Origin of the sequence: Rossellomorea aquimaris TF-12 (assembly GCF_001648555.1) — a bacterium.
In the GTDB taxonomy this organism is placed as follows: domain Bacteria; phylum Bacillota; class Bacilli; order Bacillales; family Bacillaceae_B; genus Rossellomorea; species Rossellomorea aquimaris.
The window spans coordinates 344795-360409 of record NZ_LQXM01000030.1 but is presented as its reverse complement, the minus strand read 5'-3'; the positions used below and the strand labels follow the sequence as shown (position 1 = coordinate 360409).

Below are 15615 nucleotides of genomic sequence, written 5' to 3'. Positions count from 1 at the left end.
CCTTAGGTGGTTTTTATTGCATATTAACGGAAATTTCTCCAGAAATAATTTTATTTTTAGCATCTTCAATCTGTTTCTTTTCATCATCAGATAAAGTTAGAACACGAATGGGTGCCAAACCAACACCGTCTTCTGTAAGACCTAATTCGAATGATTGTTGTGTTGATTTTTTGTCAGAGAGTAACTCCTCTGATATGTTGAATACGGCATTATCAATCTTTTTAACCATGGAAGTGACGACTGCTTTCTCAGCGATGAAATATTGATCCGAATCGACTCCGCCGGCAAACTTCCCCTTTTGTTGAGCGGCTTGAATGGCACCGACTCCTGTAAAACCTGCGGCTGGATAAAGAAAATCTGCTCCTTGTTCCATTTGCTTCTCTGCAAGGGCACGACCAATTTCTGCATCACCGAAGTTATTGGCATTGTCTTTAAGTATTTTAATAGATGGATTGATGTATTTAGCTCCTTGTTCAAATCCTTTTTCAAACCGCTGGATAACAGGGACATCTGCTCCACCTATGAAACCTAAAGTATTACTTTTCGTTTTCATGGCTGCAACCATTCCAACGAGAAAGCTCCCTTCATGTTCTTTAAAGGTAATGGACGTAATATTATCAAGTTCTGAGTAACCATCGATTAATAAAAATTGTTGGTTTGGATTATCTTGAGCAACCTTTTCAATCGCCTCTTGAATGGAAAAACCAAGTCCAATGACAAGATCATGCTTTTGCTTCACAAGCTCTTGAAGAGCCTCTTCAAAGTTTCCGTCTGGAGCCTCGCGATAATCAAATAGAATACCTAGCTCATCTCGAGCACGTTCTAACCCTCGAAAGGCTGAATCATTAAAGGAACCATCTCCTAACCCTGTATCAGAAAGAAGAATTCCAATTGTATGCTGTTTCTCTTTGCTGCTTTCTTCTTGTGCTGGTGAACAACCTGCCATCACCATCATCACAACAAGAAATATCATCCCTAACTTCTTCAAATCTTTACCTCCAAATAAAATAAAATAATAAATCCCCGAACAAGTTTGTACATTCCCGACATGTTCGTACCTCTCTATTATCGGAGGGACGGACCTAATTATAAGAGGTATTTCAATAAAAATGATAGGAAAAAAGTATCAAGTGTAGAATCATTAAAATGTAAAGGTTTGAAAGGAATAAAAAAAACAAACACCCAGAGTAATAAATACTCTAAGTGTTTGTTTTGAATACTAGTATGCTTTTTTAAAGAACTCGGCAAGTTCTTGACTATGCTTTTTTCTAGCTTTTCGGTGTTCGGCACGGTTTTGAGCCGTTTCGTTAAGCCATTTCTCTTCTTCTGTTTCTGGAACGATTTCAGGAACAACCGCCGTCTTATCACCATCAACTGCTACAAAGGTTAAAAAGGAAATGGCTGCTACATTCGTTTCTCCCGTAAGAAGAACTTCTGTTGTCACCTTAACGCATACCTCCATAGAACTTCGACCCGTGTACGTAACGATAGCCTCTAAAGTAACAGAGTCTCCAACCTTTATAGGTTTAAGGAAATCCACAGAATCCGTTGATGCAGTGACTACTGGCTTACGTGCATGCCGAGTTGCAGCAATGGATGCCACATCATCTATATAGGCCATTAATTTCCCGCCAAATAATGTTCCGTGATGATTTGTATCAGGTGGAAGAACGTGAGTCGTTTTTGTCGTTTTCGTTTCTTTCATGAATTTTTTTTGTCTCATTAAGAGTCAACCTCCGTAATCTAGTGTGAAAAGTTCACTATCTTTTACTATTCACTAAATGACGTTGAAAGAAACCTATCTTATTAGAAAATATTATAGAAATATACTAATGATAATAGCTGTAATGAAACTAGCCAGTGTTCCAGCGACGATTGCTTTAAGACTAAGCTTAGATACAGTTGGACGTTGAGTAGGTTCAAGTGATCCTAAACCAACGATTAACTGACCGATAGAAGATAAGTTAGCAAAGTTACAAAGAGCTACTGATAAAATGGCAATCGTTTTTGGAGATAGGTCATTCATCATTTCCGATAGTTCTTTATAGGCTACAAATTCATTAACTGAAAGCTTGGTTCCAATAATGGAGGCCGCACGAAATGCTTCATCCATAGGGATTCCAACTAATAGAGCGAAAGGATAGAACAAGTAACCAAATACAGTGGATAGACTTGTATCGACAGTACCTAACAGACCGTTTACTAAAGCAAGAATTCCGATAAAGGCGATCAATAATCCACCGATATTGATGGCTAATTGAGTTCCACTTAAAGCACCCTCAGAAATCGCTTCGAATACGTTTGTGTGAGTAGTTTTTCCTAAAGATATGTCTCCATTCGTTTTTGATTCCTCTGTTTCAGGCTCCATAATTTTTGCAATAACGAGTGAAACAATCGGTACACTAAAGACCGATAGAAGGAGGAATTTCATGTCGATTCCCATTAAAGAATAGCCAATTAAAATCGCTCCACTTGCTGATGCCGTTCCACCAACCATTACGGCAAATAGTTCAGAACGGGTTAATTTGATTAAATAGGGCTTAATTAATAATGGTGCTTCAGCCAGGCCTAGAAATGAATTTCCGATGGCATTGAAGGATTCCACCTTTGTTGTTCCTAAAATTTTACCTAATCCAATTCCAATGTATTTCACAAAGAATGGAATGATTCGCAAATAGTAAAGGGCAGAGATAAGAGCAGAAATAAAAATAATAGCACCAAGTACATTGATGGCAAAAACGAAAGAAATATTCGTTCCTTTATCAAAGAACCCTCCGAAAACGAACATAATTCCTTCATTACTGAAATCAATGACTTTCTGAACCCCTAGGGCTGCTTTTTTCAAAACAGTCTGACCGAAAGGAACTTTTAGAACAAATAACACTAGTAAGAATTCCATACAAATTCCTATAATGACAGTACGCCACTGAATAGCTGAACGATTACTGCTCCACAGCCAACCTAGAAACAGGACGCCTAACAGGGATAAAACGCCATAAATTAAACTCACAGTAAAAAACCTCCTAAAATGTATCCTTCAACGAATCCTGATAAAAAGAAAATTATGTTGTATGATGTCAGACCTCTTTGAAAATCAATTAAAAAAAGTGCATGAAGACAATCTCTACTCAACATAAAGAAAGCCTCCACACACTTTGTCAGTATATAGATAAGACTTTCCTTATAGTCTAGCAATTTACGGCTGCCAGGTAGAGACTTATGGTCCATATCACCATAGATATATAAGGAATTCGTATGAAGTTTTTAAAATATGTTCTTTACTTTACCACACAGGAAAGCCGTGCAACAACAGTTTTCTAAAAAGAAAATATGGAAAATACAATTGTTTCTTTTTTCCTACTTTTATCAATTTTCAATCTAAGGATAATAAAAGAGGGACGGACCTCCATGGGAGGTCCGTCCCTCTTTTGTATCTATTATTTTGTACGTTCTAATAGGTTTGCTAGAACGTGTTTTTTGTATGATTCAACATAGCGTTCTTCGTAGTGACGAACACCTGCTTTTTTTAGTTCGTGTACGTACCAGCCTTTGCTTCCGATATGCATTGAAAACATCCTTTCTTTGCGTAGTATTGATTGGAATCTCCGACTAACCCGAAGTGCTCCGAGTTACGTTAAGATTGCTTACGGTTGTACATTGTAACATCTCCTTTTAAGTCATAAAAGGGGGGAAAAGGAATTTTTCACATTCATCCTATTCTGAAAATTTTTTATAACCTAAATCCGTTTATCTTCCCTTGTGATGCAGCGGGGATTTGAGATATCTTAGGATATTTAGGTAAATGGAATAACATATTGTCTAAAAAGTGATTTTTTGAAATAATTGGAATTAAGTTATTTAAAATAATCCAGAGGTGTCAAATGTATATATCTAAATTAGACGTTGAAAATCTCTCCAATGATCAAATGACAAAGCTGTTGTTCTCCGGGGTTGAAGATGATAATGAAAATGGAGACTGTATTTTCGTTGTAGGCAGCAGCAAGGCGATTCAGTACCGCTTACCTAAAGCAGTTGAATTATATAAAGAAGGAAGAGCGGGTAAAATTTTGTTCTCCGGTGGTGTTAGATGGCGAGATAAGGAACTCCCGGAAGCTCTTGAGCTGAAAAAAGAAGCAATTGCACTGGGTGTGCCTGAAAAGGATATATTAACGGAAGCCATATCGTTACAAACACTAGAAAATGTATTGGCATCACTATTGGTTTTAGACAGGGAATTTCACTTACACAACATTAAAAGAATTCTAGTAGTAACAACCTCATACCATATGAGAAGGGTACATTTAACCTTAAGAACCTATATGCCTGATTGGATTCACTTCACCTTGTGTCCAGCTGAAGATCAAAATACAAGAGAGGATAACTGGTTCCTTACGGAAATAGGAAGGAAACGAGTGAAGGATGAATGTGCAAAGGTAATAAAGTATGTTCAGGAAGGCGCTCTGTTAGACCAAAACATAAGATTTTAGTAATGCCAGAAGGCTAAAATTTGTTGTTTTGAAAAGGTATAATACCTTACTTGTTTCAATAAAAGCCTTTTTAAGGTTAAAGTGGTCGATTATATACTGTATTTTCACTATTAAGCTCTGTCACTTATTCTCTTATAGATGTGTGAGGGGGAACTGCGTAGACTCCTGCGAAAGTATGGGCGGAACATCCGAAAAGCGAAATAGTTCTCCTCACCATCAACTACGTACTGGTTGCCAGAGCATAATAGACTCATGTTATAAAACAACATACCAGCAGTTTCGAGGTAAATTGTTGAAACCTTTTATTCGTTTTATCGTAAAGTTAGACAACAGGGGGGGATTTTTTTGAAAAAAATGACAATGCTTTTACTGGTAGTTTTATTGTTTGCAACGGCAGGATGCAATAATGGACAGGAATTAATAGGTTTTAATAATGAAGAGCTATCGAAAGAATTGAAAAATGAAGGAATACAACCGAAGTTACCTACTCAATTTCCGATGGAAGTTGATGGTTATGAACTTCAGCTGCCTCCTCACAAATCTGCCATTTACCCCGTAATGTTTAAAGGTAAAGAGGGAGAAATATTCAATCTAAGAGTACACACTGGAGATGTATCATATCATGGAGAGTTCAAAAAAGAAGATGTTGAGGTAAACGGAAATGAAGGTTTTTTTACAGAAGATGATCGAGCTGGTCTTGACTTAGCCTGGGCCGAGGGAGACTATTATTATATTTTAAATTACCAAACGGTTGGGTTAGACACTGAAGTAACAAAAGAGACGATGATAAGGGTGGCTGAGTCATTTAAGTAGATAGTTGTTATTCCACTTAAGGGGAGATTGGGGCATGATTCGTGCCCTTTTTATAGTTTAACAGATATAAAAGTTCTTTATTCTAGAGGGTGGATAAATGAATCCAGAGAGTAAGAGTAGAATTGGTTTATAAGCTCTCTTCAGCTTTGTGAGAAGGGACTATCATCCTTTTGCCCTCCAATATAAGAATAACCTTATTTAAGAAGAAAGGGCTTATCCAAAACAGGATATGCCTCTTTTTTTATGAAAATTTCACTTGAGCAAGCCGACCGATTTTGAAATAATTGGTATTATGTTCACTTGAAAGAGAGGTTTATTTACAACACCAACCTCAGGGTATTTTGATGAATTTGTAAAAAAATCCAAACTTTTTTCCTCAGTGATACGTCATATTAACAGAGATACAGATAAAGCAGGTGAGTTTTAGCTAATGGAGCAACCAAGGAATGTTTCTAAATCAGAGAAGGATCGACTACTTGAGAAAGCCATGACGGAATATGGAAATGATGTCTATTATATTGTCTATTCCTATGTGAAGGAGCATAGCCTGGCCGAGGATCTGACACAGGAGATTTTCATCAAGTTCTATCAAAAGATGGATACCTTTCGCGAGGAATCTACCCTTAAAACATGGATTATCAGCGTCGCCGTTAACCACTGTAAGGATTATTTAAGACGGTGGGATACGAGGATGGTCAGTATATCCAATAAGATTAATGATATGGTCAAAGGAAAGATGGGAGCACCTGAACAAACCGTGATTGAAAAAGAACGGAATTCAGAGCTGATCCAAAAGGTCTTATCCCTGCCCATCAAATATCGAGAAATTATCTTTTTATATTATTTTGAAGAAATGAAGCTTTCCGAGATTGGTGCCTGTATGAATATAAACACCAATACAGTGAAGACCCGACTGACAAGAGGGAAGGCATTACTCGGTTCAACGATTAAACGAAACGAGGTGTATAAGAATGGATGAGCTTAAACATTTACGAGGTTTAATGAAAGAAGAGACCTTTAAAGGACACGGTTTTACCAATAAGATGAGAGAAAATATCTTAAATGAGATTCATTCGAAGTCTTCATCCAAGTCGTTTTCTTTCAATAAAAGACCAGTCTTTGCTCCTTTAATGTCTTTTCTGTTCGTTGTGGCATGCCTTTCTGTCTTCGTCTATTTTGGTGGAACGCAATTAGGGCTCATTGACGGAAATAATGCCAGCGCGCCCATCTATCAATACGAGTCTTCTGACCGACCGGCATCACTTGGTAAGGAGTTCAAGTTTCTTACAAAGGCCCCTTTTGAAGTGTATAATGTCAATACGAAAACGAGAGAGGACACAATAGGACCGATGCATATGATTACCTTGATGGGAAAAGAAAAGCAGAGGCTCAAACTGACCTTTCAGTCCTTTGATCCGGATACGAATCTGACATTGTCCCAGGAAGAAGTGAAAGTAGGGCAATTCAAGGGAAGTTACTATGAATCAGATGGTGCTGCGAAGATCAATCGCCTGACATGGATTGAAGGGGATATCCTATACGAAATCGAATACTTGCCTGGACAATCTGATGTCACCCTATCCAAACGTGACATGATTAAAGTGGCAGAGTCCTTTCAATAAAAAGCAAAAAGATGATGGATCTAAGTGACCCTTCATCCTTTTGCTTTTAGTATGTTCCGTATACGACCTTTACGATATTTCCATACTGATCATAGGTGACTTCTTTCCACTGGTTCCCCCCGTTTGCACTTCTATACACGATGATGGTATAACTGCCTGAAGTCTTCCGGTATGATTCCTCCCAGGTGACTCCTCCCTGACCGCCTCCGTCTTCTATAACTTTGGAGCCGTCATTCTCTGCAGCGAATATCTGTGTTACGCCTACTGCCTCACCAGCAGAAAGAATCAATGAAGACGCGACCAAATACTTTACGGAATTCTTAAAGAAATCATTCATTCTAGCCATCTCCCATTTGTTATAAATTGTCATTTATATATGATAATCATACTATAACTATTTTAATTGTGGTTAAGTGTATTATCTTTTCTAGTAGAAATATACCCCTGAAAATAGGATCTACCTCTATCATTCATGTAGGAATATTAAAATTTTAATACTTCCTCATTTTCCTATTTAAAGCTGATACTTTCTTTTGTGTTTAAAAGAAAGAGGGGGTTGTCAGTTTGGGTAGCATTTGAAATAATTGGAATTAAATTGAAGTGCAGGGGGGGCTTTCTTTGAACGAACTAATGGTGCAGATCATATTGGTTGCTGGAATGATATATGGTTTCACTTCGTTTCTACTAGTTATAAGAAAGAAAGAAAAAAGGGAAAAGAATCAGTTGATCATGCCTATTGCTTTAATTGTTACTTGTGGAGCCACTTTCCTTATGACAATCACTTGAGGAAAAAACGGATTCCTAGCTGAGTAAAAAATAAAATTATTGATATGTAAGAGTTAGTTCTGTTCTCGTTGACAAGTTAACAGGAAAGATTAATGAACCTTAAGTTTGATCAGTAGGGGGATGGAGGATGGTAGTGCATCCAATATCAGTAATAGAAATTACAATGTCTGTTTTTTTAATAATAATTATTTTTGTAGCCGCATTGTTAGTGCCAAAAAAGAGTAGAAATTTGAGTTTAATTATTGCATCCTCAATAACTGTAATATTACTTTCATTCTTTGCTATTCGCCCTTATTGGATAGATGATCAAGTATCCAATAAGGCAGAACAACTAGAAGATTATCTTGAGGGAAAATATCCTAATCAAGAGTGGGAAATTAGCCGTCAAACAGGAAGACAATACAATCCTTATCACTTAAATGTTGAGTTCGATAATGAAAAGGGGTGGATTTATACTTACTCAGTGGTAGTAGAAAAGAATATTTGCCAAAGCGTTTGGACACCCCCAGAAGGTAAAAGCCCTCACGAAGGGGAGCATTTTGAAAGTAATCATTGTGAATGAATAAAATCTTCTTTATAACTCCTCTAAATAAGAAAAGCTCAGCAGTAAACTCTGAGCTTTTTTTTGCGTGCTATTTATTGTTGTGTGATAGAACCTGTAATAACTGTACTACTTAAACAAAATAGGGTTAATTCAAAAATGATATATAGTGAAAAAAACTTTTTAACACAAATGCAGGACTTTGGGTTGAATCAATGGAAAATGAGCAGGAGGAGTGCACAAATGCTGGAGTAGCAGCGATACTGGTACAACTCTAGGTTACTTATTTTCTGACGAAGAAGATAAGTCTTTACTAATGTCAAACCTTGGTGTAAATGCTGATGCAAACTACACTCAATAGGATAATTCTTCTGATCGTGAGTTAAACCTTGGTCTTTCAACAGATCTTGGTCTAGAAACAATGACACATTCTTCTGAAGATAGTTTTGGTTTAGGACTGTAATAGAGTAAGAGAAAAGGAATGACCCCCAAGGGGGTCATTCCTTTTCTGTGATTTGTTGGAAAACGGCTTGATTGCGCACTATTTTCGCTCGATTTTACGTGAAATTGGCTCGATTGTTATAGAAAACGGCTCGATTATCACTTAATCCGGCTTGATTCTACTAACGACGACTCAATTTCCACCACACCTTCAACTATTCACTTCTTTCTTCACCGATGCTTGCTCCTTCTCAAAGCGTTCGAACATAATAAAAAACAATCCTGCACTTATTAAAGCAAGAATGGATAAGATGATAAACGTCCAATCGTATCCTACATATAATGAAAGGGTAATTGACAATGGAGCGATCGTTCTTGCGATAGTAAAGCGTAAGCTCGCAGCGGCAAAATATTGTCCTCTCATATGGTCAGGAGCCAGCTTTGAAACAAAGCTTTGTTGAATTCCTGCTGTCATAAGCTCTGCAAAGGTAAACACGGCCATGGCGATGATAAACAGCCAAACGGAGCTTGTTTGTCCAAACATAAAGATAGAGATTGCATAAATGACAGAAGATAATATGAATACATTTCGCTCGCGGAACTTCGTGATCCATCGTGTGATGACGACGGTAAGTAAAGCGACTAAAAATCCATTTTCCGAAAGTATGAGTCCAAATACTTGTTCACTTACTAATGTTAAAGACCAATTTCCTATGCTAAACAATGTGGCTTGATCCATCACATCTTTAATATAAACGGGTATTAACAGGTCTAACTGCATAAAGGTTTGACCGACGAGAATCCCTGCTAAAATGAATAGTAAAAACGTTTTGTCTTTAAAAATAACACCATAATCCTTAAATTGATCCGTCATGACACTGTACCAAACCTTCTTTTTACCTTCTGTAACAAGAAGCTTGCTCTTGTCGGTTGGTGCCGTTTCTCTTGTCATTTTATATAAGAGAAGGCCTAGCATCATACAAATCAGTGCAGCAGAAAGTAATAACTCGAAGCGGTAGTGGACATAGAAGATCCCACCTAAAATCGGTCCAATAACTACGGCGATATTAATCGATGTATAAAAAACAGCGAACACATGGCTTCGGTCTTTTTCATCAACGACATCCGCAACCATTGCCTGACTCGCTGGCCAATAAAATGAACCGAATACTCCTACTAAACTAAAACAGATAAATCCAATCATGGCTGAATCAAGCCAAGGTGAGCTTGCTAATCCAAATATTAAGAAAGCAAAGCCTTGTCCGAAGGCTGAAAATACCATCATGCGCTTTCGACCAAAACGGTCTGCACAATAACCACCCATTAAATTAGCAACAACAGCAAATACTTGTGAAAGTACCAACAGTAATCCAGCTGTCTGCTTTCCGAACGATTCTGTAAAATAAATCGTTAAAAATGGAAAAAACATCCAAAATGTAATATTGATGGCTGCTTCTCCAAATAAACGAACCTTTAAATTCCGGTCCCAATCTCGAATTCTCATCTATATTCCTCCCCTCTGAAACGATAGATGAACTAGAATATCATAGCTTGATAATTGAGATTAGACAAGAACGATTTACTGGAATTTACATTATTTTTTTTAATAACTAATTGTAGAATATGGAACTATGGTAAAACAAAAATGAGAGGGGGAGGATGGTGTTGATCAATGAGTTGATTTTACTAACTGGGGCGTGGACACAGGTGGTTGGAACCGTGATAGCAGCAATCGGGGAAACATTAGTTGTAAAAGGGGAGCCCTTAGGGTTTCGCTTGGTTTCCATAGGCAACGGGTTTGAAGCCACGGGGAATTCGTTGCAAGGGGTAGCTGCATCAAAATTGTCTTCGGGATCAGAAGGAGAGACATTTAGGATTTTGGGTGATTGGACTCAAGCGGCAGGGAACATGACAAATGTGGTGGCAGCGGAACTCCAATTTTCGGGAGAAGAATTAGAGGGACTGCGACTTGATGTAATCGGAGACACGGTCCAGTCCATTGGAGTAGCCTTTGAAGCATATGGAGCGAGTTTAAGTGATGAGGAATTCTCAAGGCTTCTAACGGCTGGAAATACGATTCAATCTCTAGGCGCTGCAATCGAGGCAACCGGTGAAACCTATATTTTAAATGACAATAAAGAAAAAGGGTTGCAAATTACAGCCTTTGGAAGCTATGCACAAGCTGCTGGCGCGACCATCGCGGCGATTGCTTTGACGAAGCAGTTTGAATCAAGGGTTGAAAAAAGGTGAAGTAACCGAGATCGGTTACTTCACCTTATAGTTCATTAAAACGCCCATCCACCATCGCGGAATACTGCTTCGGTTGTTCCGTCTTCTTTGATTCCATCGATGTTCATTTTGTCTGAACCAATCATGAAATCAACGTGGGTGATGCTGTTGTTTAAGCCATTTTTCTCTAATTCCTCTTTGTTCATTTTCTTTCCGCCTTCGATACAGAATGCATAAGCACTTCCGATTGCAAGGTGATTAGAAGCGTTCTCATCGAATAATGTGTTATAGAAAAGAATATTGGATTGAGAAATAGGTGATTTATGTGGTACTAATGCGACTTCTCCTAAATAATGTGAGCCTTCATCTGTATCAACAAGACGTTTTAAAATTTCTTCGCCTTCCTCAGCTTTCACATCAACGATACGTCCATTTTCAAAAGTGATGGTAAAGTTGTCAATGACGTTTCCGCCGTAGCTAAGTGGCTTTGAGCTTGAAACCGTTCCATTTACTCCTGTTTTTAAAGGAACCGTAAACACTTCTTCTGTTGGCATATTTGCCATGAAGGTTGTGCCGTCTTCGTTTACACTTCCAGCTCCAACCCAAAGGTGGCCGTTAGGAAGTTCGATTGTAAGGTCCGTCCCTGGAGCAGTGTAGTGAAGCTTTTTGTAGTTTTTGTCGTTTAGGTATTCGACTTTTTCGTGAAGGTTTGCATCGTGATCCTTCCATGCTTGGACAGGATCTGCTTGATCAGCACGAACAGCTTTGAAGATAGCGTCCCATAGAAGGTCAACTTGCTCTTCTTCTGAAGCATCCGGGAATACTTTTGCAGCCCAGTTTTTAGAAGGAGCAGCTAATACACACCAGCTTACTTTATCTGATTGGATAAACTGACGGTATTTAGACATAGCTTGACCAGCTACTTTTTGGAAGTTTGAGATGCGTTCAGGATCTACTCCTTTTAGCAGGTCAGGGCTTGAAGATACGATGCTCATGAATGCAGCGCCGCCTTCAGCAAGCTCTTCCACTTCTCTAGCTTTCCATTGAGGGAACTCTTGGAATGCTTCGTCTGGAGCTAGATCATACTTTGTACGATTAACAACATCGTCATTCCAATTCACATAAACGTGCTTTGCTCCTACTTCATAGGCTTTTTTTACTACAAGACGTACAAATTCTGCTGAATCAATAGAAGTGTTAATCACAAGTGTTTGTCCTTTTTGTACATTAACTCCTACTTCAACGGCTAGGTTTGCATACTTTTCTAAATTTTGTTGAAAATTTGACATGTTATGTAGTCTCCTTTTTTCAGAATGTTCCATTACATTCTTATTGTATCAGTGCGCACAGGCTTTGCAAGTGTTTACACTTTAATCTTTATAGAGTATGCAGTGTCTGATGAAAGTATTTGTACTGCTATAAAAAAAGAAGTGGAACCAATCATTCCACTTCTAAAAGATTATTCAAATTGATGAAACAGATCCTGTAAAATGTAATACGATTGTTTTAACCGTTCCTTTGAAGGAGGTAAGTCCCATTTGTCCCATTCATATAGTTGCTGAGGTGTCGTATCAAGTTCTTGATTGTTCATCCCTTTTCCGAAAGAGAAGCTCATGGTGATACCTTTTGAATCAACAGCTCCTTCAAGACCTTTTTTCCACAGGTCATCCATAATGACATGCTGACTCGGATCACGATAATTTAGGAGCAGCCAAGGGATCCGAACTTCAATATTTCCCGTTTTATCGTTAACATAGAAGTCAGAAAGGGAATTGTACGCTTTTTCCTCAGGGTTTCCAATTCCATAGGTGAGTTTTCCAGTTTCATAATAGTGAAACGGCAGCTTCTCACCTGTTAAAGGAAGAGTCATTGGCTTACTTAGGGCTAGTCGAATAGGATTGAAGAACCCGGAGTTCTTGATTCCATGCTTTTTCTCTTGAGGTAAAAATTTTAGTTTTTCACCATATTCATAATAAAAAGGATCATAATAACGATCGACATATAAGGCTGAATTCTCTTTTCCATTTATATGAAGAACAAAATCTGTCCCCTCCATAATGGGCATTGCTTGAAACGTGTCATTCCCAGTAAAGGAAGCTGTATCAAAATAGCCAAATATGTCTGTATCTTCCCAATCGAAACTCTCCTTTAAGGAGAATTGAAGGTAGAGATACCGTTCATCGTGGGTAACCTGGATATCTTTAAAAGTAGAATCGTTACTGTAAAAGGAATCAACATCAGACCAATCGTTTATTTCTCCATCAATTTTTATTTTTTGACGGTCAAAGCTCAGTAATCCGAAATGTTGTTCATTGGTTTGTGAATTAGACCAGTAGGGGCGTCTCTCTGGGTCATCGAGATCTTTCGTATTCCACGTTCGTTTAAACCATTCATCCTGCCAGCTAAAGACAAGTCCACCCAGTAAGCCTTCATCGATAATGTTTTTATAGAGAATCGAGTCAATTACTCCCTGTTCTTTTTCACTTAGTGCTCCTTGGTTCCAGCCGTAAGAGTTGTCATGGGCTTTTCCTCTTGATGATGGGACACCGAATTCAGCAATCAGAATGGGCATACGATGGGCCTGATGGAGTTGATTTAAGTAGCCAGCATAGCTGTTTCTTTCTCCGTTTTTATCCTTATATTGTGCTAATTCTGGTTCGAGATAAAGGAAGTCAGGGTAATAAGGATACACGTGATAGGAAGCAAACTGTCCCGGTTCCATCTTCTCATTTACATAAATAGTATTAGGGTCAATGCCGACTAAATCTTCCTGCTCCAGTGGTTCGAAAGGATGATCCAGTAAATCCGTTGTGACCCAGTTGGTAAAGCTTATGGGTCTTAAGGTTTTATAGTGTTCATAGTCATAGGTTAATATGGTATCCATCATGCTTCCTAACCAGTGCTCAAAAGGCTTTGCGTCCTTGGTATAAATCAGTGTTCCTTTATAATCACCGATATCATGGTGGAGTTTGTTTGTGTTTTCTACCATGTACGGATACCACTCAATGCCAATGATCCATCCAGCTACATATTGAGAAATATCTGCGGAATAAAGACCACTTGCATGACCTGCTTTTTTCTCTACATTGGCATTTCCATGAATCACATCCACCATACGCTTCATTTCTTCTTTAAATGGCTCTGTGCTTTCCTTATGAAAGGCATCTAAGTTTTTTTCTAATGGCTCTTCTTCAATCCATATACCGTGAAGAACATAAAGGGGATTGTCTGTATGAGCTTCATTAAATTCCTTCAATGCTTGATAGAAAGCAGGTGGATGTAAGGTGTAAACCCGAATTGTATTAGCATTCATCTCTGAAATTTGAGTGAACCAACGAAGGTATTCCTCTTTTGTGATGGCTGTTTCACCTGGGAAGTACCCGGGTTTCCCCATTCCGATGTTAACGCCTTTAATCGTGAGGTTTTCCCACTTCCCCTTTTGTAACACTTGAAATTGATCGTCCTTGATTTTGGAGTAGTAAGGCTCAGTAGGTTTCTTAGGATCATCACTAGATGCAATATCATCATTCTCGATGTTCTCGATGATCTTTTTCATCATTGGAATATATGTTTTCCAGAAGAAGGGGGCATGTCCTTTGCGTTCATAGGAGAGCCATCTTCGAATCGAATCCATTCCACTATAATGATAGAACGCTGGAGTATCATCAATATCCACGTAATCTCCTGCAAAATAATACACCTCGGATTTCCCTGTCATGTGATGGGTAACAGCAGGGAAAGTGGAGGGAATCGAATGTTCTGCAAGCAGATTTTCTCCTTCGTCAGTTAAATCTATCTGATAGGAAGCTAATGAGTCTGCATTAGTAGGCTGAACAATATCAAACCAATATTGATAGGAAGGACTTTTATCCAATCCAAATTGACTCTCGCCCTTTTTAGTAAACTCTATCCAAACAAAATCTTCACTAATATGCTTTTCTTCCTCAAGGACAACAATGTCTCCGTTTGCATGAGAAAAGACGACTCCTGAGCCGTTGAAGCTCCAAGGTGAACCATAGTTTGAAATGAGCCATTCAGGAATCTCATCATTTTTAGCTGGATTCAATTCATGAAAATAACGACCAATCCATCCTGTCCATTCGACTCCTAGTAGCTTTTCCATTTCTACGCGTGCTTTTTTTGAAGTAGGGCTTGCTAACGTATTGAATTCCGTTACCAATGTTGTAGGTTGATTGAACAATTGGTTTTGAATCAATGTGACTTCTTCATTTGTAAGTCCACCATACAGAGGTTCGTTTCCACGTTCATCATCTGCTTGCTGATCCGGGTAAACGCCGTACGTATCAGCTAAGTAAATAAGAGGGACATCTAAGTTGTCCTTAGTGAGGGGCTGAATTTTGTTTTCATCATTTTTTTCTGGGTGATAGCCGGCATAATCTGTTTGTAGATACTGTTTATCACTCTCGGGGTGTTGTATTTTTAAATAGTTTAAGAGCCAAACTAGTCCTCCATGCTCCCGATAATCTGCCTGAGGTACAGTTTTATCAACAATAAGAATATCGATTGGGGTGTCAGACTTTAAAAGCCAAGTAGCTATGGGAAGGAAGGGAAGGAGTAACAATAAAAAACTAGCTTTTTTAAACAACAATGATCACCTATACTTTTGTTAGAAATTTCAAATCCCATTCATTGTATAATGGATCGTGGAAAAAGAATACTATTGATTTTATAGAAT

16 protein-coding genes and 1 riboswitch are annotated in these 15615 nt (G+C 38.3%); of the genes, 8 read left to right on the top strand and 8 right to left on the bottom strand.

Annotated elements, in window-relative coordinates; translation table 11 throughout:
* Positions 1-13: 13 nt before the first annotated feature.
* From IQI_RS18930 to IQI_RS20155, 4 genes are all read right to left on the bottom strand, one after another.
* Complete coding sequence (locus IQI_RS18930; RefSeq protein ID WP_064094226.1) at positions 14-988, bottom strand: BMP family lipoprotein; 975 nt, start codon at positions 986-988, stop codon at positions 14-16.
* Between the two features lie 231 nt (positions 989-1219).
* Positions 1220-1723 carry an acyl-CoA thioesterase gene (locus IQI_RS18925; RefSeq protein WP_064094225.1) on the bottom strand — a complete coding sequence of 168 codons (504 nt, stop codon included), beginning with the start codon at positions 1721-1723 and terminating at the stop codon, positions 1220-1222.
* 93 nt (positions 1724-1816) lie between these two features.
* Positions 1817-3010, bottom strand: coding sequence for a NupC/NupG family nucleoside CNT transporter (locus IQI_RS18920; protein ID WP_064094224.1), 1194 nt, complete (start codon positions 3008-3010; stop codon positions 1817-1819).
* 154 nt (positions 3011-3164) lie between these two features.
* A riboswitch (purine riboswitch) is annotated at positions 3165-3266 on the bottom strand.
* A 171-nt stretch (positions 3267-3437) separates the two neighbouring features.
* Positions 3438-3566: a DUF2639 domain-containing protein gene (locus IQI_RS20155; protein ID WP_064498969.1), complete on the bottom strand. Its 129-nt coding sequence runs from the start codon at positions 3564-3566 to the stop codon at positions 3438-3440.
* A gap of 315 nt (positions 3567-3881) precedes the next feature.
* Here IQI_RS20155 and IQI_RS18915 point away from each other — a divergent pair, with 315 nt between their 5' ends.
* The 4 genes from IQI_RS18915 to IQI_RS18900 all read left to right on the top strand — a co-directional run bounded on the left by IQI_RS18915 (position 3882) and on the right by IQI_RS18900 (position 6922).
* Entirely contained in the window at positions 3882-4487 is a 606-nt protein-coding gene (locus tag IQI_RS18915; RefSeq protein WP_064094223.1) for a YdcF family protein, read from the top strand.
* A gap of 345 nt (positions 4488-4832) precedes the next feature.
* Positions 4833-5300: a hypothetical protein gene (locus IQI_RS18910; protein ID WP_064094222.1), complete on the top strand. Its 468-nt coding sequence runs from the start codon at positions 4833-4835 to the stop codon at positions 5298-5300.
* Between the two features lie 430 nt (positions 5301-5730).
* Positions 5731-6279, top strand: coding sequence for a sigma-70 family RNA polymerase sigma factor (locus tag IQI_RS18905; RefSeq protein ID WP_064094221.1), 549 nt, complete (start codon positions 5731-5733; stop codon positions 6277-6279).
* A complete protein-coding gene (locus tag IQI_RS18900; RefSeq protein ID WP_064094220.1) occupies positions 6272-6922 on the top strand; it encodes a hypothetical protein in 651 nt (216 codons plus the stop codon). Before IQI_RS18905 ends, IQI_RS18900 begins: the two co-directional genes overlap by 8 nt.
* Positions 6923-6968: 46 nt before the next feature.
* Here the strand turns inward: IQI_RS18900 and IQI_RS18895 are convergent, their stop codons facing one another.
* Positions 6969-7259 carry a hypothetical protein gene (locus IQI_RS18895; protein WP_064094219.1) on the bottom strand — a complete coding sequence of 97 codons (291 nt, stop codon included), beginning with the start codon at positions 7257-7259 and terminating at the stop codon, positions 6969-6971.
* Positions 7260-7540: 281 nt separating this feature from the next.
* Between IQI_RS18895 and IQI_RS20750 the strand changes: the two genes are divergently transcribed.
* The 3 genes from IQI_RS20750 to IQI_RS21220 all read left to right on the top strand — a co-directional run bounded on the left by IQI_RS20750 (position 7541) and on the right by IQI_RS21220 (position 8610).
* On the top strand, positions 7541-7708 hold the full coding sequence (locus IQI_RS20750) for a hypothetical protein (RefSeq protein ID WP_156509954.1): 168 nt from the start codon (positions 7541-7543) through the stop codon (positions 7706-7708).
* Between the two features lie 127 nt (positions 7709-7835).
* Positions 7836-8270, top strand: coding sequence for a hypothetical protein (locus tag IQI_RS18890; protein WP_064094218.1), 435 nt, complete (start codon positions 7836-7838; stop codon positions 8268-8270).
* Positions 8271-8484: 214 nt separating this feature from the next.
* Positions 8485-8610, top strand: coding sequence for a hypothetical protein (locus IQI_RS21220; protein ID WP_268874514.1), 126 nt, complete (start codon positions 8485-8487; stop codon positions 8608-8610).
* A 291-nt stretch (positions 8611-8901) separates the two neighbouring features.
* Here the strand turns inward: IQI_RS21220 and IQI_RS18885 are convergent, their stop codons facing one another.
* Positions 8902-10194, bottom strand: a complete 1293-nt coding sequence (locus IQI_RS18885) for an MDR family MFS transporter (RefSeq protein WP_064094217.1) — start codon at positions 10192-10194, stop codon at positions 8902-8904.
* Positions 10195-10352: 158 nt separating this feature from the next.
* On the opposite strand from IQI_RS18885, the gene IQI_RS18880 reads away from it, so the two are divergent.
* Positions 10353-10940, top strand: a complete 588-nt coding sequence (locus IQI_RS18880; RefSeq protein WP_156509953.1) for a DUF6944 family repetitive protein — start codon at positions 10353-10355, stop codon at positions 10938-10940.
* A 35-nt stretch (positions 10941-10975) separates the two neighbouring features.
* On the opposite strand, the gene IQI_RS18875 is transcribed toward IQI_RS18880, so the two are convergent.
* Together IQI_RS18875 and IQI_RS18870 are read right to left on the bottom strand one after the other, a co-directional pair.
* Positions 10976-12208 (bottom strand): aminopeptidase, encoded by a 1233-nt coding sequence (locus tag IQI_RS18875; RefSeq protein ID WP_064094215.1) that lies wholly within the window; start codon positions 12206-12208, stop codon positions 10976-10978.
* 170 nt (positions 12209-12378) lie between these two features.
* A complete protein-coding gene (locus tag IQI_RS18870) occupies positions 12379-15525 on the bottom strand; it encodes a hypothetical protein (protein WP_082892802.1) in 3147 nt (1048 codons plus the stop codon).
* Positions 15526-15615 lie beyond the last annotated feature (90 nt).

Coding starts and splice junctions, on each gene's coding strand:
- IQI_RS20155 (WP_064498969.1), bottom strand. CDS start 3,566: ATGCATATCGGAAGCAAAGGCTGGTACGTACACGAACTAAAAAAAGCA.
- IQI_RS18925 (WP_064094225.1), bottom strand. CDS start 1,723: ATGAGACAAAAAAAATTCATGAAAGAAACGAAAACGACAAAAACGACT.
- IQI_RS18895 (WP_064094219.1), bottom strand. CDS start 7,259: ATGAATGATTTCTTTAAGAATTCCGTAAAGTATTTGGTCGCGTCTTCA.
- IQI_RS18905 (WP_064094221.1), top strand. CDS start 5,731: ATGGAGCAACCAAGGAATGTTTCTAAATCAGAGAAGGATCGACTACTT.
- IQI_RS18875 (WP_064094215.1), bottom strand. CDS start 12,208: ATGTCAAATTTTCAACAAAATTTAGAAAAGTATGCAAACCTAGCCGTT.
- IQI_RS18885 (WP_064094217.1), bottom strand. CDS start 10,194: ATGAGAATTCGAGATTGGGACCGGAATTTAAAGGTTCGTTTATTTGGA.
- IQI_RS18900 (WP_064094220.1), top strand. CDS start 6,272: ATGGATGAGCTTAAACATTTACGAGGTTTAATGAAAGAAGAGACCTTT.
- IQI_RS18890 (WP_064094218.1), top strand. CDS start 7,836: ATGGTAGTGCATCCAATATCAGTAATAGAAATTACAATGTCTGTTTTT.
- IQI_RS18915 (WP_064094223.1), top strand. CDS start 3,882: ATGTATATATCTAAATTAGACGTTGAAAATCTCTCCAATGATCAAATG.